Genomic DNA, 23,023 nt, shown 5'->3' with positions numbered 1-23,023 from the left:
ATCGACCGAAACCGGTAACCCCAGCGGCTTCCGGATCGTTACTCCACGCAGACCGGTGTCAGGACCGGCCAAGGCCCGAGATGGAGCAGCGCAGTGAGGTTTGCGCGTGAGCGAGCCGAGATCGAGCGGTTCGCACGTGCCTGCGAGCCGTCCCCGGTACCCCGGGACGGCGAGTTCGCCGACGAACTGGCCGTCGTCGGCGCCCTGCGCGAACTCGGCACGGCGGGCGCCCCGGACCTGGAGACCCGGCAGCGGATCCGCGCGGAGATCGCGGGCCGCCTGGAAACGGCGGCGGCCACCACCACGCTGCGTCGGAGGTGGCGGCCGCGGACCGCCGACCTGGTGGCCGCCGCGCTGTTCCTCTTCCTCGTCCTCTCCGGCCTGGCGCTGGTGCTGTCCCGCAACGCGCTGCCGGGCGACCCGCTGTACGGCGTGAAGCGCGCCGGGGAGTCGACGGCGCTGGGCCTGACGTTCGGCGACCAGGCGAAGGCGAAGAAGCACCTCGAGTTCGCCACCAACCGGATCACCGAGCTGCGCGAGCTGGCCGAGGAAGGCGCGAGCGGGAACGACTACCGGACCGCGTACGACGACTTCGCCGCCGACCTGCGGGCCGGCGTGGCCCAGATGTCCACCGTGGCCACCAGCGACGGCGGCGGCGCGCAGGCGCTGGCCGACGTCCGGCTGTGGGCGCGCAACCAGGAGGCGCGGCTGGGTTCGCTGCCGCTCCCGGCGGACGCGGCACCGGTGTTCGACGACGTCCGGGACCTGCTCGGCAAGGTCCAGGCGCGCACGAGCGGGCTGGTGGCGCGGATGAACTGCTACCAGATCACCACGGGTTCCTCCGACGAGCTGGGCCCGCTCCCGGCGACCGGCGAGTGCACGGCCCGCCCCGCCCCGGCCGCCGGCACCCAGCCGTCGGAGCCGGCTTCGTCGGCGCCCTCCGGCGCGAGCACGGCGCCCACGCCGACCGGTACGCAGCTGCCCCCGTCGGACGCGGCCGCGACCCCGGGCATCCCGGCGCCGACCGGCGGGGTGACGCCGCCGCCGGTGTACGGCGGCCCGACGACGACCCACCCGCCGTCGCCCACGACGACCACGTCGCCCCCGCCGCTGATTTCGCTTCCGCCGTTGCTGCCCGGGTTGCCGCCGATCGTGATCGGCTGAGGTCAGGGCCACACCTGCGCCGACGGGGTGGGCGGCTCGCTACGCTGTGCGAAGGGCCCGGACCTTCGCCGGGACGTGGCCGGACGTGGGCAGACGTGGAGGCGGTGTGCGTGTCAGCTTGGCGTGGCAGGGATAAGAGTCAGGAGCTGGAACGGCTCGCCGCGCTCGCGGGCGAGGCGTCGGCCGAGGCCGCCCACGCCCGAGTGGTTTCCGAAGCCGCCGAACCCCCCGCCCCGCCCGCGCCGCCGGACCTCACCGCGGCCGCCTTCTTCGACGTCGACAACACGATGATGATGGGCGCGTCGATCTTCTACTTCGCCCGCGGGCTCGCGGCGCGGAAGTTCTTCACCTCGGCGGACCTGGCCGGGTTCGTCTGGGGCCAGATCAAGTTCCGGCTCGGCGGCCGGGAGAACAAAGAGGACATCAAGACCCACCGCGAACGCGCACTGTCCTTTGTGGCCGGTCGCACGGTGGCCGAGCTGACGTCGATCAGCGAAGAGATCTACGACGAGCTGATGGCCGACAAGATCTGGTCCGGCACGCGCGCGCTGGCCCAGATGCACCTCGACGCGGGCCAGCGCGTCTGGCTGGTGACGGCGACCCCGATCGAGCTGGCCGCGATCATCTCCCGGCGGCTCGGGCTCACCGGCGCGCTGGGCACGGTGGCCGAGACGAAGGACGGCGTCTACACGGGCCGCCTGGTCGGCGACCTCCTGCACGGCCGCGCGAAGGCCCACGCGGTACGCGCGCTGGCGTCCCGCGAAGGGCTGAACCTCAAGCGCTGCACGGCGTATTCGGACTCGGCCAACGACATCCCGATGCTCTCGGCGGTGGGCACGGCGGTGGCGGTGAACCCCGACGGCGGGCTGCGTGACGTGGCCCGGGCGCGCGGCTGGGAGATCCGCGACTTCCGGACCGGCCGCAAGGCCGCGAAGATCGGCGTGCCGTCGGTGCTGGGCGCCGGGGCGCTGGCGGGCGCGGTGGCGGCCGGGATGGCTTACCGCCGCCGCTGACAGCCGGGCCGCAAGCACCCAATGTGGCGTTGGGTGCGTTGAATCAGCACCGCGGCGCGCAGCGCCTCCGTTGAGGGCGGCGGTGGGGGCATGGATGGAGCACCCAATGTGGCGTTCGGTGCATCCAACGCACCCAATGTGGCGTTCGGTGCGTTGGACGCAACCAACGCCACATTGGGGCGTTCGGGGCCGCCGGTAGCGCCTGCGCTACCCCCACTTCGGGTGCGCGCGGGAATGACCCGCCCGCCGTGGGCTGGTGTGCTTTTCCCATCGAAAAGCAGCCTCCGGCGAAGGGACAGCGTGGTGACGACCCGTGTGGACATCGAAGATCGGACCGGCAGGGGCGGGCTGCGGGACAGCATCCGCCGACGCCCGCTGACCTGGTTCTTCGTCCTGGCCAACCTGCTCAGCTGGGTCGCGTGGACACCCTACGTCCTGTCGGAGAACGGACTGGGCGTCCTGCACTTCCGGTTCCCCGAGGTGCTCGGCACCTCGCAGTTCGCCGGCGTCCTGCCGGGCGCCTACCTCGGTCCGATCGGCGCCGCGTTCCTGGTCACCGCGATCGCCGACGGGCGGACCGGCCTGCGCCGCTGGGCCGGGCGGCTGTTCAAGTGGCGGGTCCACTGGTTCTGGTACGTGGCCGTCGTGCTCAGCGTGCCCGCCCTGCTCACGATCACCACGGTCGCGCTGTCCGAGCAGAACCCCGTCGTCCCGGCCGTGGCGACGCTGGTGGCCTACCTGCCGGGCCTGGTGCTGCAGATGGTCACGACCGGGCTCGCGGAAGAACCCGGCTGGCGGGACTTCGCCCTGCCCCGCCTCCAGCAGCGCTACGGGCCGCTCGGCGGCACGCTGATCCTCGGCCCGCTCTGGGGCCTGTGGCACCTGCCGCTGTTCTTCAGCGAATGGGGCGGCTGGCCGGACGTCACCTGGGTGACGCCGATCGAGTTCGTCGCCACCTGCGTCACCTTCAGCATCATCATGACCTGGGTGTTCAACCGCACCGGCCAGAGCCTGCCGCTGGCCATGCTGCTGCACACCAGCGTGAACAACTTCTTCTCGCTCGCCTGGTCGGAGATGTTCCCGTCGCTGACGGTCCGCGACACGACCCACGCGTTCCTGCTCGCCTCGACCGCGGTGTCGCTGGTCCTGCTCGTCGCGACGCGAGGACGGCTGGGCTACCGGCCGAAGGCACGCGGAATCGCGGACTGACCCGGTGCCACGCCGCTCAGCCGCGGAAGACCGACTTCCGCTGCGACAACCGCCGGTACAGCGTCTGCTGGATCGACTCCCGGACCTGGTCGGTCAGCTGGAACACCAGCATCGGGTCCTCGACCGCCTCCGGCTCGAACTCGTCGGTCCGGATCGGCTCGCCGAACTCGATGCTCCACTTCGTCGGGAGCGGGATCGCGCCCAGCAGCCCGAAATGCGGGAAGAACGGCGTCACCGGGAAGTACGGCAGGCCCAGCATCCGGGCCAGCACCTTGATGTCGCCGACCTTGGGGTAGATCTCCTCGGCGCCGATGACCGACACCGGGATGATCGGCACGCCGGCGCGCAGCGCGGCCGACACGAACCCGCCGCGGCCGAAGCGCTGCAGCTTGTAGCGCGACGAGAACGGCTTCCCGACGCCCTTGAAGCCCTCGGGCCACACCCCGACCAGCTCGCCCTTGCGCAGCAGGCGCTCCGCGTCCGCGTGGCAGGCCAGCGTCTGGCCCGACTTGCGGGCGAACGAACCCACCAGGGGCACCTGGAACACCAGGTCCGCGCCGAGGCCGCGCAGATGACGGCCGCCCGTCTCGTCGTGGACCGCCACCGCCGTCATCAGCGAGTCGAGCGGCACCGTGCCGGAGTGGTTGGACACCAGCAGCGCGCCACCCGACGCCGGGAGGTTCTCGACGCCGTACGTGTCGACGCGGAACCACTTCTTGTACAGCGCACGCAGCGGCGGCAGGAAGACCGCGTCGGTCAGCTCGGCGTCGAAGCCGAACTCGTCGACGGTGTAGTCCCCGGTCAGCCGGTCGCGGATGAAGCCGAGCGCGGACCGGGCCACGTCGGAAAGGACTTCGGGGGCCGACGCCTCCTGGCCGGCGCGCGGGAAGGCGACGACCGGCGCGTCCACCCGCGCGGCTTCCTGCTCGCGGAGGTCACGCTCGGCCTCCACGGCTTCCGGCTTCTCCCGGCCCGGTCCGTGCAGGGGGATGACCTGCGCCTCGGCACCCACCGTTTCCGCCTCGCTTTCGAAGTCGTCCAAGTCGTGCGGTCTGCTCACCGGTTGGCCTGCCCGGTCGCCGCCGCGACGAGCACCTTGCCGGCCAGTCCGGCCAGCTTGCCGCCGTCGAGCACCGGCCGGAGCCCGCGTCCCACGATGTAGTCGTCGAACGCCTCACGTGTGGTCCACCGCGGGGTGTACCCGAACTCCTGCTTCAGCTTGGTGATGTCGACGACCCGGCCGAAGTTCAGCAGCCGGACCTGGTCGGCGGAGAAGTCCACGACACGGGCGCCGCGCAGGACCTTGCCGACCGACGGCACCACGCTCCGCGGCATCGGCAGCTCGACCCGGCCGGCGCGCCGGATCGCCTGCGAGAGGGTGAGTACCCCCTCCGAACCGACGTTGAACACGCCGGGTTTGTCGGTCAAGGTCGCCCGTTCCAGTACCGCGAGCGCGTCCGAGGAGTGCAGCAGCTGGATGCGTGCGTCGTAACCGAACACCGTCGGCACCACCGGGAGCGCGAAGTAGCGCGCGAGGACCGTGTCGGTCTCCGGACCGATGATGTTGGCGAAGCGGAACAGCGTGGTGGTGATGTCCGGGCGGCGCCGCACCAGCCCGCGGACGTACCCCTCCATCTCGACGGCGTCCTTCGCGTACCCGCTGGTCGACGTCGGGATGAGTTCGGAGTCCTCGGTGAACACCGCCTGCGAACGCGCGCTCGCGCCGTAGACCGCCGCCGTCGACTTGACCACCAGCTTGCGCACCAGCGGGGAACGCTGGCACGCGGCGAGCAGCCGCATGGTGCCGATGACGTTGACTTCCTTGATCGCCGTGCGGCGGCCCGGCCCGGCGGGGTGCGCGGTGCACGACGCGTGCACCACGGTGTCCACCTTGGCCGTGCTGATCACCTTGGCTATCAACGGGTTCCTGATGTCCGCGCGGACGAACTCCGCATGCCCCATGCGCTGCAGGACCGCCTTGTCCGGCGGGACCGTGTCGACACCGATGACCCGTTCGAAGTCGGGGTTGTTGCCCAGCCTGGCCAGCAGTTTCCCGCCGAGTTCCCCGGCGACCCCGGTGACGAGCACGATGTTCGACGGCATGCGACTCCCTGCGGCGTAGGGCGTGTGGGGGGTGGACGGTCACCCGAGGTGCGCGTACCTGCACTCGTTGGAAGCATCGCGCGGACGCCCTTGAGATGTTACCGCTCTTCAGGGGTAGCTCAGCGGTGTCTTACGTGCTATTAACCGCGGTTCCCCCGGAAAGCGACGAACGCCTCACTCGAACGGGCGGAACCGGCCCACCACATGGACGTGGCCCGTCCAGAGACTGGACGGGCCACGGTCACACTCAGCAGGCTTACTTGCCGGCCTTACGACGCTGGACGCGCGTGCGGCGCAGCAGCTTGCGGTGCTTCTTCTTCGACATGCGCTTGCGGCGCTTCTTGATCACAGAGCCCATGGGCGCTCCTTAGGTCGTCGTCGGTCACGCTGCCCGGCGCAGCGTCCAACGGGTGGAGCGCACAGGCACGAGCGGTTTTCCAGGTTACCCGTCACCCTCCGCGGGCCGGTCGGCGGGCACGTCGAAGGACGGCGTGCCCGCTGACCGGGGGTGGATCAGCCCACGTCGTAATACGCGCCCTGGAGGTACTCGTGCACTGCTTTCTCCGGCACCCGGAAGGACTTCCCGACCCTGACGGCGGGCAGCTCACCCGAGTGCACGAGACGGTAGACGGTCATCTTGGAGACCCGCATCAGCGTGGCCACTTCGGCGACCGTCAGGAACTGGACCTGCCCGACTGCGGGCAAATCCTCCTTCTTGTTCGGCGACATGTTTACCGCGTCCTTCGACACGTGTCGCGCCACGAGGCTTCCCCACCTGTGGTATCGACACGCACGTGCTCTATCGAGAGTAGCGGGACTGGTGGGACTAATGCGACGCCTGTCACCGAGATGGGCCCCTACCTGCGCTAACGCACGAGCACCGGCGTGTGCAAGACCCCGGCAATCGCCCTTTCCGGCGAAATCAGGCTTCGTCGTGCGCCTTGCCGAGCTCGACCGACCGGTCCCGGGCGGCTTCGATGGCGGCCAGCAGCGCCGCGCGGACGCCGTGTTTCTCCAGCTCGCGGATGGCGTTGATGGTCGTCCCGGCCGGCGACGTCACGGCCTCGCGCAGCAGCACCGGGTGCTCCTCCGACTCGGCCAGCATCTTGGCCGCCCCGACGGCCGACTGGATGATCAGCTGGCCGGCCAGCGTGCGCGGCAGGCCGAGCAGGATCCCGGCGTCGATCATGGCCTCGACCAGGTAGAAGAAGTAGGCGGGCCCGGACCCGGACAGCGCCGTGACGGCGTCCTGCTGCCCCTCCGGCACCTCGACGACCTGGCCGACGTGGGACAGCAGGTCCCGCACGACCGCGAGGTGCTCGCGCGTCGCGTAGCGGCCCGCGGAGATGGCGCTCATGGCCTCGTTGACCAGCATCGGGGTGTTCGGCATCACCCGCACCACGGGAACGCCCTCGGCGAGCCGGCGCTCGTACAGCGAGGTGGGCAGGCCCGCGCACAGCGACACGACGAGCGACGACGGCCCGAGCAGCGGCGCCAGCTCGTCGAGCACCGGATCGATGTCCTGCGGCTTCACGGCGACGACCAGGACGTCGGCGCGCTTCGCGGCTTCTTCGACCTCGACGGCACGGACGCCGTACCGCGTGGTCAGCTCGTCGGCGCGCGCCGGGTACCGCTCGGTGAAGAGCAGGTCGCCCGGTTCGTGGCCGCCGTGCAGCAGCCCCGAGAGCAACGCCTCGCCGATCTTGCCCGCACCCAGCACCGCGATGACCGTCATGGCGTCAAGCGTGCCAAACGCGGCTCGGCCACCCCGTGCCGGGGCGAGCGAGCCCGGCCGCCCGGCAGCCGGCCCCACCGCGCTTAGCACCGGGCGCCGGCTACTGGCTCCCGCGAGCCCGCACCGCGACTTCGCAGCCGAACCACCAGCGTGGCTCAACCACCCCGGGCGCGAGCCCCCGGCCGCCGCCAACCGATCCACCGCAGCCCGGCAGCCGAACCACCCACCGCGCTCAGCCGCCCGGCGCCGGCGCCAGACCCAGCTGCCGGGACTGGCACACCAGCCGCCCCTGGGAGTCGACCACCGTGGCGTCCGAGTCGAACCACGACTCGTGCACCGACCTCGACTCCACGACCACCCGCAGCCAGCCCGGGGCCGGGCGGGTGCGCAGCAGGGCCGTCAGCTGCACCGTCGGGGCCCAGCCGATGCGGCCGAGGTTCATCACCACCGGCGGGTTGACGTCGGAGGCCAGCAACGTGAAATACGGGTCCACCAGGCCGTGCCGTGGCCGGACCCACAGCCGCATCCGCGGCGGCTCCCCCGTCCGCCCGGCCAGGTAGCCCGCCGTCGCCGGGTCGAGGCGGACCTCGCAGCCCTTCGCCAGGTTGAACGGGCCCTCCGTGCTCTCGGCCATGGCCAGCGCGCCCGGCGACGGCTCGGCCGGCATCGACGGCACGTCCGTCCACTCCGGCCGGCGCATCGGCAGGCGGCCGGTCGTCACCCTCGCCTCGACGCAGCTGCGGCCGCGCTGCTCCAGCCGGACCTCGACGACCGTCGCGCGCCGGCCGACCTTGCGGACGTCGGTGCGCAGGAGCACCGGGCCGAGGGCGGGCGCGTGCAGGAACTCCGCGCTGACGACGAGCGGCTCGGCGTGCGGCTCCCCGCGTTCGTGCAGGGCGGCGATCGCCGCCTTGGCCAGCAGGGCCAGGAGGAAGCCCCCGTGCGGGTGCGAGCCGATGGCCCACTCCGCACGCAGCACCGCGGTGAAGGTGCCGTCCCCCAGCGACCGCGCCGCACTCGCCGTGTCGAAGGACGCGGCGGTGCCGTCCATTCCGCTCACGAACGGCCCGCGCCGATTCGGGAATTCCGGGAGGTGACGATCAACGAGTGCGACGGGTTCACGGTCCGAACTTTAACGGTTCGACCGGCGGAAATGTACTCGGGAGTAGTCGTGTCCCCCGCGGAATGTGCGTGATTATTGCCCGAGGTGGAACCGGGCGAACAACAGGGCCTCCGCCAGGTCCCGGACGCGCTGCGCCGCGGTGACGGCGTGGCGCGTGTTGATCTCCAGCACGATCTGCCCGGCGAAACCGCTGCTGACCAGCTTTTCCAGCAGTTCCGCGCAGGGCTGGCCACCCCGTCCCGGCACCAGATGTTCGTCCTTGGGGACGCCGGTGCCATCGGCCAGATGGACGTGCGTGAGGCCCTCCCCCATCCGCTGCGCCAGCGCCAGCGCGTCCATCTCGGCTGCCGCTGTGTGGGACAGGTCGAGCGTGTAGTGGCGGAACCCGACGTCCGTCGGATCGATCGACGGCCGGAACGCGGACACCCGCGAATTCTTCGAACCACCCGGTGGCCGGACCTTGAACATGTTTTCGACCGCTATTTCGATCCCGCTCGACTCCTCCAGTTCGGCGACGAGATCACCGAAGGAGTCGCCGTACCGGCGTTGCCAGCGGAACGGCGGGTGCACCACGACCGTGCGCGCGCCGAGTTCGAGCGCGGCGTCGACGGACATCCGCAGCCGCACCGCCGGATCGGGCGACCAGATCCGCTGGGTGATGAGCAGCGACGGCGAGTGCACCGACAGCACGGGCACGCCGGTGCGGCGCGACAACCGCCGCAACGCCGTGACGTCCTGGCTGACCGGATCGGCCCAGACCATCACCTCGACGCCGTCGTAGCCGAGCTGAGCGGCCAGCTCGAAAGCCGTCCCCGCCTTCAGGGGCCACACCGACGCCGTGCTGAGGCCCACCGGGACCGGCTGCTCGTCTGTCACGCGCGCCATCCTGCCTCGCCCGCGGTGGGTGGGCGGCGCGGCTCCCCGGCAAGTGTCGCGAATGACTCATTCGCGACCTCCGGCGTCCCGAATGAGTCATTCGCGACGCCACAGCCGTCGGATGAAGCCGGCCCAGGCGTCAGCGGCCGACGAGCAGCAACGCCGCCGGTGACACCGTCACCACCAGGCCGACCAGCACCGCCAGGACCGTGGTCTGCAGGTCTTCGGCGCGGCGGATCTTCCGCACGATCCAGACCAGTGCGACGACCACCAGCAGCGCCGCGACCAGCGCGGCGGCCGGGATGTTCACCCACAGCCAGTTGAAGCCGAGCCAGACGGCGGCGCCGCCGACGACACCCATGGCGAGCTGGCCGGCCAGCGCCAGCCACTGCTTGCCGGGCGACGCCGCGGGCGCCGGCTCCGCGGCCGGCTCGGGTGCGTCGTCGTACTCGTCGTCTTCGTAGCCTTCGCCCTGCTCGTAGGCGTAGTCGTCCTGCTCGAAGTCCGGGCCGTCCGGCGGGTAGCCGTCGGCGAACTCGCGCTCGTAGGGCTCGAGGTCGTCCGGGATCGGCGCGCGCGAGGCGCGGTCGCCCGGCGCGAACGGCATCGGCGGCGGGTACGCGCCGGTCGGCGGGCCCGCGTCGTAGGCCGCCTGGTAGCCGCTGCTCTCCGGGGCGAAGCCGTCGGGCTCGAAGTCGTCCTCGGGGTAGCCGTCGTCCGGGGCGTCGGCGGGCACCGCCGGCATGACGCCGATCTCGGTGTCCTCCATCTGCTCCTTCTGGCGCCGCTTGCGCCAGTTCGCCAGGCCCGCGGGCGACGACGGCTCCGGCGGCTCGGCGGGCTTCTTGCCCTTCTTCGGCGGCATCGGCGGAGCGGGCGGCTCGTCGTCGGGGACCGCCGAGAACTGCTCGGTGTGGTCCTCGCGCTTCGGCTCCGGACGGCGCGACGGGGCCCGGCGCGGGCGGCCGGGCGCGGCGGGCGGCGTCGCGAACGACCCGCTGGCCATCGGGCCCGGCGGCACGTCGATGTCCGCGTCCGGGGTGCCGTTGAGGCCGTCGAGCCGGGCCGACAGGGGGCCGGACGGCGGACCCGGCGGCGGCACCGGAAGCTGCTGGGACGGCTGCGGCGGCGTCGGGAGCTGCTGCGACGGCTGCGGCGGGCCGGGGCGGCGCCGGACCGGCGGCACCGCGCGGGTGTCCTCCGCCGACGGCGGAGGCGGCGTCGGCAGCTGCTGCGACGGCTGCGGCGGCGGGGTGGGCAGCTGCTGGGACGGCTGCGGCGGCTGGCGGCGCGGCGCGGCGCGCGGCGGCACGGGCAGCTGGGCCGATTCCTGCGGGCGCGGCGGCACCGGCAGCTGGGCCGACTCCTGCGGGCGCGGCGGCACGGGCAGCGGCGCGGACTCCTGCGGGCGCGCGAACTGCCCGGACTCCTGCGGCGGCCGGGGCCGCTGGCCCGGCTCCGGGCGCGCGTACTGGCCGGACTCGGCACCGCCGGGAGCGGGCCGCGCCGGAGGCGGCGGCACCGGCCGCGGCAGCGGCTGGGAGTCCTGCGGGACCACGCGGGGCGCGGGCGGCGGGGGCGTCGGCTCCGCGCGGCGGCGCCCGGCCGGCCGCGCGGGCGGTGCCGACGGCGGCTGGGTGCCCTCGGCGGCCACCCGGTCGATGATCGCCTGGGGGCCGGTGTCGGTCACGCCCGGACGCCGGTGCGTGCCGGTGGCTTCCGGGGTGGCGGGTTCGTCGTCGTCATCGGCCGCGCGCCGGCGGCGACGGCGTCCGCCGTCGACCTGGGCGCCGTGCTGGGCGAGCAGCTCAGCCACGGTCTTCTGCGGCTGATCGCCTCCGGTCTGGTCCGTCATACCTGGTAGTCCCCTGCGCGCTCCGGGTTCTCGGCACCTCGCGAGGAGGCACCCGACGGCAGCTCGGTGGCGCAGCGCGCGCTGTACGCCGTCCTCTGCATGTCCGTCACCTCTCCACCGTGCCCGTGCTGCGTGTGCGAAGTCCAGCCGCGTGCTTTCACCGGTCCTCCTGTGCGCCGAAGCGCCCCACGAGGGCGGCTCCAGTCTCATCCGCGCCATTCGAATGGTCCAGCCGCCGCAGGATGACACCCTCTCGCAGAGCCCACGGGCAGATCTCGAGTTCCGGCACACCGAGTGCCCGCATCGTGGCCTGTGCGACGAGCGCACCCGCCACCAGCTGGTGCGATCGGCTCGAGCTGACGCCCTCGAGGTGCGCGAGGTCGGCCGACGACATCCGCGAAATGAAAGCCAGGAGCTGGCGCAATGCGGTGTCCGTGAGCGTACGTCGGACGCGCGGGCCCGCCGCCGAGGGGGCGGCGCCGGTCAGCCGGGCGAGCGAGCGGAACGTCTTCGACGTCGCCACGACCCGATCGGGTTCACCCCATTTGGTGACCTTGCGCGCGAGGTCGGTGAGCTGGTCGTCCAGCCACGCCGACGTCGCGACGAGCTCGGAGCGCGTCGGCGGGTCGTGCTTGAAGCGGGTCCGAGTGGTGCGACCGGCACCCAGGGGCAGCGATTCGGCCAGCACCGGCTCCTCGTCGCGGCCCATCGCGATCTCCAGCGAGCCACCGCCGATGTCGAGCACCAGCAGCTGGCCCGCCGACCAGCCGTACCACCGGCGGACGGCGAGGAACGTGAGCCGGGCTTCGTCGGTGCCCGAGAGAACCTGCAGGTCGACGCCGGTCTTGTCGGCCACGCGGGCGAGGACCTTGGCGGAGTTCTTCGCTTCGCGAACCGCGGACGTGGCGAAGGCCATGACCTCTTCGCAGCCGAGCCGGGCGGCGGCTTCCTTCGCGGACTGGACCGCGGTCACCAGCTCGTCGGCGCCGGCCTTGGAGAGCTCGCCACCGGGAGTGATCTGCTCGGCCAGCCGCAGCACGGACTTTTCGGAATGCATCGGCGTCGGGTGGGCGCCACGGTGGGCGTCGACCACGAGCAGGTGGACGGTGTTGGAACCGACGTCGAGTACCCCTAGGCGCACGGGGGTCCAGGGTACCGGCCCCAGCCTCAGGTCTCGAACATGTAACCAACAACACTCGGTGCGGTACCGCCCCGGCGCGCCTCCGCGGCTCCTGGAAACCCGCCAAAAGCCGTGAAGGCCTCCTTCCCGGCGCATAAAGCCGGGAAGGAGGCCTTCACGGCCAATCCGGGGTTTACGTCTCGAACTTGTAGCCCAGGCCGCGGACGGTCACCAGGTGCCGCGGCGAGCCCGGGTCCGGCTCGATCTTCGAGCGGAGCCGCTTCACGTGGACGTCGAGCGTCTTGGTGTCGCCGACGTAGTCCGCGCCCCACACCCGGTCGATCAGCTGTCCGCGCGTCAGCACCCGGCCGACGTTGCGGAGCAGGTACTCGAGCAGGTCGAACTCCTTGAGCGGGAGCGACACCTCGGCGCCGTCGACGGTCACGACGTGCCGCTCGACGTCCATCCGGACCGGGCCGGCCGAGAGGACCAGCGGGGCCAGCTCGCCGTCCGAGCCCGGCTCACCGCCGCGGCGCAGGACCGCGCGGACCCGGGCGATCAGCTCACGAGCCGAGTACGGCTTGGTGACGTAGTCGTCCGCGCCCAGCTCCAGGCCGACGACCTTGTCGATCTCGCTGTCCCGCGCGGTCACCATGATCACCGGCACGGCCGAGCGCTGGCGCAGCTGCTTGCAGACGTCGGTGCCGCTCATCCCGGGCAGCATCAGGTCGAGCAGCACGATGTCGGCGCCGTTGCGGTCGAACTCCTCCAGCGCGGCCTGGCCGGTGCCGGCCACGGCCGCGGTGAACCCTTCCTTGCGCAGCAGGAAGGCGAGGGGGTCGGCGAACGACTCCTCGTCCTCGACGATGAGAACCCTGGTCACAGGTTTCCTCCATGATCTGGGCTGTCCTGCCCGGTAACCACGAGCCTGGGGGTGCGCTCGGGGGTCTTCTCCTGCCGAGGTGCCGGCGAGGTCTTGGCCGCGCGAGCCGGCTCGAGCGCCGGGTCGGGGCGGACGTGCGCGGGGATCCGCAGCGTGAACGTCGAGCCGGTGCCGGGACGGCTCCACAGCCCGACCGAGCCGCCGTGGTTGGCCGCGACGTGCTTGACGATCGCCAGGCCGAGGCCGGTGCCGCCGGTGGCGCGCGAGCGGGCCTTGTCGGCGCGGTAGAAGCGCTCGAACACGCGCTGCTGCTCGTCCTCGGCGATGCCGATGCCCCGGTCGGTGACGGCGATCTCGACCACGCCGTCGTTGAGCCGGCGCGAGATCGACACCGGGCTGCCGGCCGGCGAGTACGCGACGGCGTTCTCCAGCAGGTTCGACAGCGCCGTGACCAGCAGCGTGCGGTCGCCCTCGATGAGCAGGCCGCTCGGGTTGTCGGTGGTGATGCGGATGTCGGCGGACTCGGCCGACAGTGTGGTGCGGCCGAGCGCCTCGCGGACGACCGCGTCGACCTCGACGACGTTGAGGTCGGGCAGCCGCTCGGCGCCCTGCAGCCGGGACAGCGCGATCAGCTCGGTGACGAGCTGGCCGAGCCGGGTGGACTCGCGCAGGATCTTGCCGCCGAAGCGGCGGACCTCCTCGACGTCCTCGGCCGCGTCGAGCACGGCCTCGGTGAGCAGCGCGATCGCGCCCACCGGGGTCTTGAGCTCGTGGCTGACGTTGGCGACGAAGTCGCGGCGCACGGCCTCCAGCCGGATGGCCTCGGAGTGGTCGACGGCCTCGACGACGGTGAAGCCGTCGCCGAGGGGCCGGACCTCGCCCAGCACCGCCTCCGGCTGGCGGCCGCGCGCTTCGAGCGGCGAAAGGTCGATTTCCATCGGTTCGTCGGTTTCGACGACCTGCTCGGCCGCCTTGCGGGCCCGCGGGTCGGCCTGGTTGACCTTCACCAGGCCCAGCTCGTAGGCGCGCGGGTTGTGCAGCACCATGTCGCCGAACCGGTTGAGCACGACGACGCCGTTGTTGGAGGACCGGACCAGTCGTTCGAGGAGCTCCGCGACGGTCGGGCCGGCCGGGCGGGCGACCTCGCGACGGGTCCGCGCCCGCGCGGCGAGATAACCGATCACCGCACCGGCCACCAGTGCTCCGATGGCCAGTGCGAGTGAAACAGGCGTGGTCACAGCCCGATCGTAAGCGGTGATGTGGCCTTTCGGCCTAGCGTTGTCCGCCTTGTCGTGAGCACCGCGACACCTGGGGAGGACATGTTCGCCGGGGTGTCAGCCCACGTTCACCCGGCCGATTCCCGAGCGAGACCTTCCGGGTGAATCAGGCATCCCCGTCGAGGGTGGTCAAGTCGTCTTCGGTCAGCTCCAGCGCCGCCGCGGCGACGTTCTGCTCGAGGTGCGTGAGGTCGCCGGTGCCGGGGATGGCGAGCACGTTCGGTCCCTGGTGGAGGGTCCAGGCGAGCCGCACCTGGGCCGGGGTGACGTCGTGGCGGCGCGCGACCTCGGCGACCCGCGCGTCTTCGCCCGTGCCGCTCGCCATGGCGAAGAACGGCACGAAGGCGATCCCGCGCTCGGCGCACATCCGGACGAGCTCGTCGTCCTCGCGGCGCGCGGTGAGGCCGTACTGGTTCTGGACGCAGACGACCGGCGCGATCGCGAGGGCCTCGGTGAGGTGCTCCGGGCCGACGTTGGAGATGCCCAGCTCACGGATCAGGCCCTGTTCCCGCAGCTCCGCGAGCGCGCCGAAGCCCTCGGCGAGCGAGCCCTCCCCGCGGTCGAGGGCCTGGCCGATCCGGTAGTTGACGACGTCGAGGTGGTCGAGGCCCAGCTCGCGCAGGTTCTCCTCGACCTGGGCGCGCAGCTGCTCCGGGCGTGCCGTGAAGAAGGTGCCCTCGAAATCGCGGCCCGGGCCGACCTTGGTGGTGATGACCAGGTCTTCGTAGGGCGAGAGAGCGCTGTTGATCAGTTCGTTCGCCGACCGCGGGCCGGCGAAGTAGAACGAGGCGGTGTCGATGTGGTTCACGCCGAGCTCGACGGCCCGGCGGAGCACGGCCAGCGACGTCTCGCGGTCGCGGATGCCACCGTCCGAAGTGGACATCAGGCGCATCGCGCCGTAGCCGAGCCGGTTGACTTCGAAGGAGCCGAGCTTCCAGGTGCCCGCCGCGGCGGCGGGAAGGGTGTTCGTGGTCATGGCTCCAGCCTTCCGGCGGAGCGCGCTTGACCTCCGCGTTTGGCAACTTGCTGCCACACTGGAATGCGTGGAGAAGGTGACTGACGTCGTCATGGTGCGCGGCGAGGCCGAGCTGTTCGAGCGGACAGCGCACCTCTTCGAGTTCGCGACGGAGATTTCGTGCGCGGCTCGCGACCTGCACACGTGGTCGGTCGCGCACCCGAGCGAGCCCGAGCGCGAGCAGTCGGTGCGCGGGATGACCGTGCGCAAGATCTACCTGCCCGGTGTGCTGTTCGACCCCGCGCTGGCGGAGCACCTGCGGCGGATTTCCGCCCACGGCGCCCGGATCCGGATCACCGAGCGCGAGATCAACGAGACGATCCTGCTCGACCGCCGGATCGCGATCGTGGCCGGAGACCGGGTCGGCGGCGTCCGCGGCTACACCGTGGTGAGCAGCCCGGCGCTGGTCCAGGGCATCCAGTCGCTGTTCGAGGCGGCCTGGCACGACGCCACCGACCTGGCCTCCTACCAGGCCCGGTTCACCGAGCTGGGCGCGCGGGAGATCCTCGAGCAGCTCGCGTCCGGCTGCAAGGACGAGACGGCGGCCCGCACGCTCGGCGTCAGCCTGCGGACCTACCGGCGCCGGGTGGCGGAGCTGATGGAGCTGCTCGGCGCGTCTTCGCGGTTCCAGGCCGGGGCGCGGGCCCGCGAAGCCGGGCTCCTGTGAGGCGAGCCCTCCTGGCTTTGGTCCTGGTGACGTCCGCGTGCACGGTCCCCGGCACGGCCGTGCCGGTCGGCGGCAACCTCGCGCTGGTCGACGCCTCCCGGACCGGCGCGGCCCTCGACGCGGTGAGGGTGGCCGCCGAGGCGGTGTTCAGCTACGACTCCGGGAACGCTGGTGCCTTCGACCAGGCCGTCGCGGCCAACGTCACCGCAGCCGCGAAAGACCAGCTCACCACGTTGTTCGAGCAGGTGCGGAAGAGCGCGCAGCCGGTGCGCCTGGTCACGCGGGTGCGGCAGGCGGCCGCGCTCGAGTTCACCGGCGACCGGGTCCGGGACCTGGCCGTGCTCGAGCAGGTGAACGGCACATCGAAGGGCCTGGCCGCGGTCGCGTTGACCGCGGTCCGGGAGAGCGGGCGCTGGCGGCTCTCCGACGTCGCGGTGAACCCGGCCCAGCCGGGACCGGCGCCGCAACCGGACGACGGCAGCCCGGGCGGGGTGCGCGACTCGGCGCTGGCGGGCGCCCGCGCGGCGGCCGCCGGGCTGTTCACGACCGACAGCGGCGATCCCGAGGGCAGCTACGCGCGAGCCGAAGCGGTCGCGGCCGGGCCGCTGCTGGACGACTACCGCACGAAGAAGGCGACCTACGTCGAGGCGATCCGCAAGAGCGGGACGAAGGTCGCGCTCGGCCCGGACCCGATGGCCGGGGTGATCGCGCTCACCGGCGGCCGGGCGAGCGTGCTGTTCTTCACGAACCTGCAGGTCACCGACGCGGCGGGCGAGGTGACCAGCCGTCCCTTCACGACCGAGCTCGACGTCGTCCGCGAAGGCGCCGGTTGGAAGGCGACCGCCGTCCGCCCGGTCACCGTGTCGTGAAAAGCCGTGAAGGCCTCCTTACCAGCCATAAGAGCCGGTAAGGAGGCCTTCACGGACTTGGGGGTCAGCGGCCCTGGTTGGCGACCGCGGCGGCGGCTTCCTTGGCGGCTTCCGGGTCGAGGTACTCGCCGCCCGGCTTCAGCGGCTTCAGGTCCTCGGTGAGGTCGTAGCGCAGCGGGATGCCGGTCGGGATGTTGAGGCCCGCGATGTCGGCGTCGGAGATCCCGTCGAGGTGCTTGACGAGCGCGCGTAGCGAGTTGCCGTGCGCGGCGACCAGGACCGTCTTGCCCGCGCGCAGGTCCGGCACGATCTCGGATTCCCAGTACGGCAGGAGCCGCTCGACGACGTCCTTGAGGCACTCGGTCAGCGGCGCGCTGTCGCCGAGGTTCGCGTAGCGGGCGTCGCCCGCCTGGCTCCACTCGTCCTTCGGGTCGATCGCCGGCGGAGGCGTGTCGTACGAGCGGCGCCAGAGCATGAACTGCTCCTCGCCGAACTCGTCGAGGGTCTGCTTCTTGTTCTTGCCCTGCAGCGCGCCGTAGTGGCGCTCGTTGAGGCGCCAGTCGCGCTTCACCGGGATCCAGTGCCGGTCGGCGGCGTCCAGCGCGATGTTCGCGGTGGAGATCGCGCGGCGCAGCAGCGATGTGTGCACCACGTCCGGCAGCAGGCCGGCTTCGGCCAGCAGCTGACCGCCCTGGCGGGCTTCGCCCTCGCCCTGCTCCGAAAGCGGTACGTCCACCCAGCCGGTGAACAGGTTTTCCGCGTTCCACGTGCTCTGCCCGTGCCGCAGCAGCACCAACGTCCCAATCTCGGCCATAGCCACAGCCTGCCAGAACGGACCACAGCGCCCGCCGGTGACCTCCGTCGCACCCGCTGTTTTACCCAGAGTGTGTTACTGAGAAGTAACACCTCACCCGTCGACAAGTTCGGCCGCCAACCACGCGCAAAAACTCCGCCGCGGGCTGCACACCGTTATCGATCTTTCCGAAATTCACTCGAACGGGTTAGCCGGTAGCCTTGTGATTACCCGCCGGTATCTGACAGGTTGGCTACGTCCCGAGCGGCCGGATTCCACGCACTCCCCGGCCGGGTTCGGGCTTTGACCGCGGCTCGTCTCCCCCCTGCCGAGCCGCGGCCCGCCGGCCCCGTTGGCACCCCCCTCGTCACCGGGTCCTGATCGGCGGGAACTTCAGCGGGGCGGCTCGAGATCGCGACTCCCCCCTCCCTCGAGCCGTCCCGCCTGTTCCGCTCAGCCCTCGCTCGCCCCCGGCATCGGCTCCGGCGCCACCGTCCGCCGGCGGCGGTGCAGCCACCAGCCGAGCCAGCCCAGCGGCACGACGAACAGCAGGAACGGCGCGATCGCCCCCAGCACCGTCAGCAGGCCTTCGCCGAAGACGAGGAACGCCTGCCAGCCGCCGGCCAGCCCGCCGAGGAACCCGCTGTGGTCTTCGCCTGGCGGTGGGGGCGCCGCGACGCCGTGGATGGTCATCGCCACGGTCGACATCGCCACGCTGCCCGCGAGGGAGTTCCGCTGCTGCTCAAGGGATTCGAGCGTCGCCTCGCGGCTGGTCAGCTCACTCTCGACCGACGCGATCTCCGACACCGAAGTCGCCCTCGCCAGCAACGCGCGGATCCGCTCCACCGACGCCCGCTGCGTCGCCAGGCGCGCTTCGACGTCGACGACCTGCTCGGTCACGTCCTGGGTGTTCAGCTCCCGCTTCACCAGGCTGCTGCCGAGGTGCGAAAGCTGGTCGAGCACGCCGTCGAGCTTGTCGGCGGGCACGGCGAGGCTGAGCGACGCCGTCTCGTCGCCGGTGCTCTCCTGCCCGGTGTAGCCGCCGGCACCCTGCGCGATCCCGCGCGCCTGCGCGACGACGTCGACGACCTTGGTGGCGGTCAGCTCGAGCCGGGCGCTGCGCGAAAGCTTGCGGTCGGTGGCCCCGGGCTGCGGCGGCGTCACCTTGTTCTGCCCGGGTTTGCCGGCGCCCTGCTGCGGCACCGCGGGCGCGATGCCCGCACTGTCCGCCGTGGACGATGCCCCGTTTTCGCCCGCCGAACAGCCGGCCAGCGCGAACGCCACGGCCGCGGCCGCGAGCCCGGCTCTCCATCGAGTCCGCATCCTGCGTCTCCCTCCAGTTTCGACTGACGGGGAGACGGATGTCCGGTTCAGGGCCGTTGCACGGCTTGGGTCACGACTCGGTCAAGCCCGGTTCGTGCGGCTTCGCGGGCGCGACGAGGTGCTTGAACGCCTGGAGGTTGGCCAGGGATTCACCGCGGGAGACGCGCCAGTCCCACTCGCGCTTGATCGACGTCGCGAAGCCGATCTCCAGCAGGGCGTTGAAGTCGCCGTCGGCCGCTTCGAGCACCTGGCCGAGCACCTTGTCGAGCTCGTCGGCGGTCATCGTGTCCTTGCCGAACCGGCCGACCAGGTAGATGTCACCCAGACTGTCCACTGTGTAGTGGACGCCGTAGAGCTTCGCATTGCGCTGCAACAGGAATCGGTAAACGTCCTCATGGGACTCGTCGGGGCGGCGGCAGACGAAGGCTTCCACCGAAAAGGCGTGGTCGCCGTCGACGAGCCACGCGTTCGTCTGCAGCTTCTTCGTCCCCGGCAGCGTGACGAAGTACTTGCCCGGCCCGCGCTTGTCGTACTTCAGCTCCGCGGAGTCCAAAGTAGACTGGATCAGCTCGTCCAGGCTCACACCGCCACCTCCGCGCGCAGGTCCAGCGCGTTCCGGAAGGCGCTGGTGGCCTGAGCATAGATGTCGAGCAGCGCGTCGGTGGTGCGGCGCCAGGAGAACCGCCGCGCGTGCACGACGGCGTTCGCGCCCAGCTCGGCCCGCCGGTCCGGGCGCAGCGCGACCGCGGCGAGCGCGTCCGCCCACTCCTCGGCGCCGTGGCCGGGGACCAGGAGGCCGGAGACGCCGTGCGGCACCGCCACCGGCAGCCCGCCGACCTCGGCCGCGACCACCGGCGTCCCGCAGGCCTGGGCCTCCAGCGCGACCAGGCCGAACGACTCGTTGTAGCTCGGCACGGCGACGACGTCGGCCGCGCGGAAGACGCGGGCGAGCGCCTCACCCGGCTGGGGCGGCAGGAACTCCACCTGCGGCTCGATGCCGAGGGACACGGCCAGCTCGCGCAGGGCCTGCGGCTGTTCCAGCCCCGTGCCGGACGGCCCGCCGACGATCAGCACGACCAGCTTCGGCGCCAGCTCGGGACGGCGTCGCAGCAGCGCCGCGGCGGCGTGCAGCAGCACGTCCGGCGCCTTCAGCGGCTGGATGCGGCCGGCGAAGGCCAGCACGACGGCGTCGTCGGCCAGGTCGAGGGCCGCGCGGGCGGCCGCCTTGGACCCCGGCGTGAAGCGTTCGAGGTCGACGCCCGGCGGGACGGCGTGCACCGCGTGCGGCTCGGCGTCGTAGAGCTCGATGAGCTGGCGGGCCTCGACCGCGGTGTTGGCGACCAGCTTGTCGGCCTCCGCGACCACCTGCTCCTCGCCGATCACGCGGGTGCGCGGCTCGGGCTTGTCGCCCTCGGCGAGCGCGGCGTTCTTCACCTTGGCCAGGGTGTGCGCGGTGTGCACCAGCGGCACGGACCACCGGTCGCGGGCGAGCCAGCCGACCTGGCCCGACAGCCAGTAGTGCGAGTGGATGAGGTCGTAGTGGCCGGGCTCGTGGAAGGCCTCGGTCCGCAGCACGCCGGAGGTGAACGCGCACAGCTGGGCGGGCAGCTCGTCGCGGCTCAGCGGCTCGAAGGGGCCGGCCTGGACGTGCCGCACGGTCACCCCGGGCGCCAGTTCGGCCACCGGCGGCTGGTCGGACGCCGTCGCTCGGGTGAACACTTCGACCTCGACGCCGCGGCGGGCCATTTCGGTCGCCGTCTGGCTGACGTAGACGTTCAGCCCGCCGGCGTCGCCGGTGCCGGGCTGTTCGAGTGGCGAGGTGTGCACGGACAGCACCGCGATCCGGCGCGGCACAACCCGGAACCCCCGGTGAGAGCTGGTCACCTGGTCACGTCTCCTGCGTACGTCAGCATTCCTCGGCGAACTGCCGCAGCACCGCGTCGAACTCGGCCGCGGACTCGGCGAAGGGCGCGTGCCCCCCATCAACGACCCAACGCGCGCGGGCACCCGGAATCTTCCCGAGGGCGTGCTCGGCCGCCGAGGGCTCGATCACACGGTCGGCCGTGCCGTGCACGACCAGGGCCGGTTTGTCGATCCTGACCAGCACGTCTTCGCTGCCGATGTCCCGGCGGAACAGCGCCGCGCGGACCGCGGGCGGCACGCTGAGAGAAGCGCCGAGCATGGCTTGCGCCTGCGCTCCGGGCACCGGGCCGGCGGCCATCCCGCGGGTGAACGCGGTGAACGCCGGGACCGCGATGTCCGGATCGTCCGAAAGCATCGCCCGCATGTGCTCCCGCATCAACGGGCCGACCCGGCCGCCCGACCGTTCGCGGCCGATCTCGGTGATGGCGCCGACGAGCACCAGACCGCTCAGCCGTGCGGTGCCGTGCACGCGGATGTGGTCGACGAGCACCAGGCCGCCGTAGGACCACGCGACGACGACGGCGTCGGGGCCGGCGAAGTCGAGCACCGCGGCGAGGTCGTCGGCCCAGACGTGAGGATCGTCATACCCGGAGGCCGGGACGTCGGAGGCGCCGTGGCCCCGCAGGTCCATCGCGACCAGGCGGAACCGCTCGGTGAGGGCGGGGTCGGCCAGCTGCGCGGCCCAGCAGCCGGACGACTGCGCCCAGCCGTGCACGAACACGATCGGCCTGGTGTTCGCGGCACCCTCGACTCGCAGGCCGAGCCGGACCCCGCCGTGCCCGGCGACTTCCGTGCGCACGGGTTACTTGGCGCCCAGCGACTGCCAGGTCTTCCAGTCGTAGTTCCAGTCCTTGACGTCCGAGGCCATCGGCGGGCTCAGCTTGGAGCCGGTGATCTCGACCGGGTCGCCGATCAGCGCGGAGTCGAAGTAGTCCTTGGCGTCGGCCTCGAGGAGGTTGACGCAGCCGTGGGAGTTGTTGTCCCGCCCGATGTGGGCCGCGTTGTCCTGGTTCTCGTGGATGTACTCGCCGTGGTTGGAGAACCGGCAGGCCCACTTCTTGTTGATGTTCGTGTAGCCGTAGCGGGCGTTGTCGAACACCGCCGTCGGCTCCTTGGTCATGATCATGTAGGTGCCGTTCGGGGTGTTGCGGTCGACTTCGGCGTCCAGCCCGTTCGCGCACGGGTAGCTCTTGACCTGGGCACCGTTGCGGTAGACGCGCATCTGGTGGTCCGGGGTGTTGACCTTGACCACCTGGTTGCGGCCGATCTTGAACTTCGTCGTGACGTCGGCCTTGCCGTACGCGCCACCGCCCAGCTCGACGCCGTACAGCTTCGCCTCGACGTTCACGGTGATGTTCTCCGGCCAGTACTCCTTCGGCCGGTAGTCGACCTGCTTGTCGGAGAGCCAGCCCCACGCGCCCTCGATCTTCTTGTCCGTCTTCACGGACAGGGCCTTCTCGACCGCCTTGCGGTCCTTGACCGGCGCCGCGAACTTGACGCTGATCGGCATGGCCACGCCGACCGTCTGGTTGTCGGACGGGTTGAGCGTGGCGCGAACCTGCGTGGCCGGGTTGATCGTGGTGAAGCTGCCCTTGAACTCGACCGGCTTGCCGTCGTTGCCGGTGGCCTTGGCCGCGTAGGTGTAGGTCTTGCCGTAGCCGAGCGGTTCGGAGCTGGTCCAGGTGAGGCCGTCCGGCGCGGTGTCGCCCTTGAGCTCCTTGCCGCCGGCGGTGACCTTGCACTCGGTGAGCTTGCCGTCGGCGACCTTGAGCACGACGGGCTTGAGGACGGAGACGTCCTTGGCCTCGGCGGCGGGCTCGGCTGTGATCTTCGCCACGGGCTGGGCGCCACCCTCGCCATCGGCGTTCGCCGCGCCGGTCGGCAGCGCCGTGCCGCCGTTCTCGCTCGAACACGCCGCGGCGACCAGTGCGGCCCCGGCCGCGAGCGCAGCCTTGAAGACCGTCCGCCGTTCGATCACCGATACCTCCCGAAATCCCCCCGCGACCAGCGGGCACACGCCTTTAGCGCCGGCGACGCAGCGAGCGTTACCGCCCGGTCATCCGATCAGGTGGCGA

The 23,023-nt window shown here is 71.8% G+C and carries 23 protein-coding genes; 5 read left to right on the top strand and 18 right to left on the bottom strand.

The genetic code is table 11. The features are described from left to right. Positions 1–93 precede the first annotated feature (93 nt). The 3 genes from AB0G28_RS01300 to AB0G28_RS01290 all read left to right on the top strand — a co-directional run bounded on the left by AB0G28_RS01300 (position 94) and on the right by AB0G28_RS01290 (position 3,386). Positions 94–1,164 (top strand): DUF5667 domain-containing protein, encoded by a 1,071-nt coding sequence (locus AB0G28_RS01300; RefSeq protein WP_361081777.1) that lies wholly within the window; start codon positions 94–96, stop codon positions 1,162–1,164. A gap of 95 nt (positions 1,165–1,259) precedes the next feature. Further along, positions 1,260–2,177: an HAD-IB family hydrolase gene (locus tag AB0G28_RS01295; protein ID WP_361081776.1), complete on the top strand. Its 918-nt coding sequence runs from the start codon at positions 1,260–1,262 to the stop codon at positions 2,175–2,177. Positions 2,178–2,480: 303 nt separating this feature from the next. After that, positions 2,481–3,386 carry a type II CAAX endopeptidase family protein gene (locus AB0G28_RS01290; protein WP_361081774.1) on the top strand — a complete coding sequence of 302 codons (906 nt, stop codon included), beginning with the start codon at positions 2,481–2,483 and terminating at the stop codon, positions 3,384–3,386. A 16-nt stretch (positions 3,387–3,402) separates the two neighbouring features. Here the strand turns inward: AB0G28_RS01290 and AB0G28_RS01285 are convergent, their stop codons facing one another. The 12 genes from AB0G28_RS01285 to AB0G28_RS01230 all read right to left on the bottom strand — a co-directional run bounded on the left by AB0G28_RS01285 (position 3,403) and on the right by AB0G28_RS01230 (position 15,334). After that, positions 3,403–4,446 carry a lysophospholipid acyltransferase family protein gene (locus AB0G28_RS01285; RefSeq protein WP_361081772.1) on the bottom strand — a complete coding sequence of 348 codons (1,044 nt, stop codon included), beginning with the start codon at positions 4,444–4,446 and terminating at the stop codon, positions 3,403–3,405. Continuing rightward, on the bottom strand, positions 4,443–5,489 hold the full coding sequence (locus AB0G28_RS01280; RefSeq protein ID WP_361081770.1) for an NAD-dependent epimerase/dehydratase family protein: 1,047 nt from the start codon (positions 5,487–5,489) through the stop codon (positions 4,443–4,445). The genes AB0G28_RS01285 and AB0G28_RS01280 overlap by 4 nt, the downstream gene beginning before the upstream one ends. A gap of 256 nt (positions 5,490–5,745) precedes the next feature. Then, a complete protein-coding gene (locus AB0G28_RS01275; RefSeq protein ID WP_007030867.1) occupies positions 5,746–5,847 on the bottom strand; it encodes an AURKAIP1/COX24 domain-containing protein in 102 nt (33 codons plus the stop codon). A 155-nt stretch (positions 5,848–6,002) separates the two neighbouring features. Continuing rightward, the gene (locus AB0G28_RS01270) at positions 6,003–6,218 is read right to left on the bottom strand and encodes a helix-turn-helix domain-containing protein (RefSeq protein WP_013222402.1); all 216 of its coding nucleotides are present in this window, start codon (positions 6,216–6,218) and stop codon (positions 6,003–6,005) included. Between the two features lie 193 nt (positions 6,219–6,411). Then, the gene (gene proC / locus AB0G28_RS01265; protein WP_361081768.1) at positions 6,412–7,224 is read right to left on the bottom strand and encodes a pyrroline-5-carboxylate reductase; all 813 of its coding nucleotides are present in this window, start codon (positions 7,222–7,224) and stop codon (positions 6,412–6,414) included. A 232-nt stretch (positions 7,225–7,456) separates the two neighbouring features. Next, complete coding sequence (locus tag AB0G28_RS01260; protein ID WP_361081766.1) at positions 7,457–8,275, bottom strand: thioesterase family protein; 819 nt, start codon at positions 8,273–8,275, stop codon at positions 7,457–7,459. Between the two features lie 144 nt (positions 8,276–8,419). Beyond that, the gene (locus AB0G28_RS01255; protein WP_361081764.1) at positions 8,420–9,232 is read right to left on the bottom strand and encodes a sugar phosphate isomerase/epimerase family protein; all 813 of its coding nucleotides are present in this window, start codon (positions 9,230–9,232) and stop codon (positions 8,420–8,422) included. A 130-nt stretch (positions 9,233–9,362) separates the two neighbouring features. Next, complete coding sequence (locus AB0G28_RS01250; RefSeq protein ID WP_361081762.1) at positions 9,363–11,078, bottom strand: hypothetical protein; 1,716 nt, start codon at positions 11,076–11,078, stop codon at positions 9,363–9,365. A 157-nt stretch (positions 11,079–11,235) separates the two neighbouring features. Further along, on the bottom strand, positions 11,236–12,219 hold the full coding sequence (locus AB0G28_RS01245) for a Ppx/GppA phosphatase family protein (protein ID WP_361081760.1): 984 nt from the start codon (positions 12,217–12,219) through the stop codon (positions 11,236–11,238). Between the two features lie 172 nt (positions 12,220–12,391). Further along, positions 12,392–13,081, bottom strand: coding sequence for a response regulator transcription factor (locus tag AB0G28_RS01240; RefSeq protein WP_091303839.1), 690 nt, complete (start codon positions 13,079–13,081; stop codon positions 12,392–12,394). Continuing rightward, positions 13,078–14,319 carry an ATP-binding protein gene (locus AB0G28_RS01235; RefSeq protein WP_361081758.1) on the bottom strand — a complete coding sequence of 414 codons (1,242 nt, stop codon included), beginning with the start codon at positions 14,317–14,319 and terminating at the stop codon, positions 13,078–13,080. Before AB0G28_RS01235 ends, AB0G28_RS01240 begins: the two co-directional genes overlap by 4 nt. A gap of 145 nt (positions 14,320–14,464) precedes the next feature. Then, positions 14,465–15,334 carry an oxidoreductase gene (locus AB0G28_RS01230; protein ID WP_361081756.1) on the bottom strand — a complete coding sequence of 290 codons (870 nt, stop codon included), beginning with the start codon at positions 15,332–15,334 and terminating at the stop codon, positions 14,465–14,467. Positions 15,335–15,401: 67 nt separating this feature from the next. On the opposite strand from AB0G28_RS01230, the gene AB0G28_RS01225 reads away from it, so the two are divergent. Next, a complete protein-coding gene (locus AB0G28_RS01225) occupies positions 15,402–16,040 on the top strand; it encodes a DNA-binding response regulator (protein ID WP_361081755.1) in 639 nt (212 codons plus the stop codon). Beyond that, positions 16,037–16,909, top strand: coding sequence for a hypothetical protein (locus AB0G28_RS01220; RefSeq protein ID WP_361081753.1), 873 nt, complete (start codon positions 16,037–16,039; stop codon positions 16,907–16,909). Before AB0G28_RS01225 ends, AB0G28_RS01220 begins: the two co-directional genes overlap by 4 nt. Positions 16,910–16,973: 64 nt before the next feature. Here AB0G28_RS01220 and AB0G28_RS01215 read toward each other — a convergent pair whose 3' ends face one another. From AB0G28_RS01215 to AB0G28_RS01190, 6 genes are all read right to left on the bottom strand, one after another. Continuing rightward, positions 16,974–17,723, bottom strand: coding sequence for a phosphoglyceromutase (locus tag AB0G28_RS01215; protein WP_361081751.1), 750 nt, complete (start codon positions 17,721–17,723; stop codon positions 16,974–16,976). Between the two features lie 432 nt (positions 17,724–18,155). After that, positions 18,156–19,025 (bottom strand): DUF4349 domain-containing protein, encoded by an 870-nt coding sequence (locus AB0G28_RS01210; protein WP_361081749.1) that lies wholly within the window; start codon positions 19,023–19,025, stop codon positions 18,156–18,158. Positions 19,026–19,095: 70 nt separating this feature from the next. Beyond that, entirely contained in the window at positions 19,096–19,608 is a 513-nt protein-coding gene (locus tag AB0G28_RS01205; RefSeq protein ID WP_361081747.1) for a YbjN domain-containing protein, read from the bottom strand. Further along, positions 19,605–20,909 carry a D-inositol-3-phosphate glycosyltransferase gene (mshA, locus tag AB0G28_RS01200; RefSeq protein WP_361081746.1) on the bottom strand — a complete coding sequence of 435 codons (1,305 nt, stop codon included), beginning with the start codon at positions 20,907–20,909 and terminating at the stop codon, positions 19,605–19,607. Before mshA ends, AB0G28_RS01205 begins: the two co-directional genes overlap by 4 nt. 22 nt (positions 20,910–20,931) lie before the next feature. Further along, positions 20,932–21,747: an alpha/beta hydrolase gene (locus AB0G28_RS01195; protein ID WP_361081745.1), complete on the bottom strand. Its 816-nt coding sequence runs from the start codon at positions 21,745–21,747 to the stop codon at positions 20,932–20,934. A gap of 3 nt (positions 21,748–21,750) precedes the next feature. After that, complete coding sequence (locus AB0G28_RS01190; protein WP_361081743.1) at positions 21,751–22,926, bottom strand: Ig-like domain-containing protein; 1,176 nt, start codon at positions 22,924–22,926, stop codon at positions 21,751–21,753. Positions 22,927–23,023 lie beyond the last annotated feature (97 nt).

This window comes from Amycolatopsis sp. NPDC021455 (assembly GCF_040640995.1).
Lineage (GTDB): Bacteria > Actinomycetota > Actinomycetes > Mycobacteriales > Pseudonocardiaceae > Amycolatopsis.
Note: the sequence above shows the minus strand (reverse complement) of the source record. Positions and strands in the feature narration are given on the sequence as shown.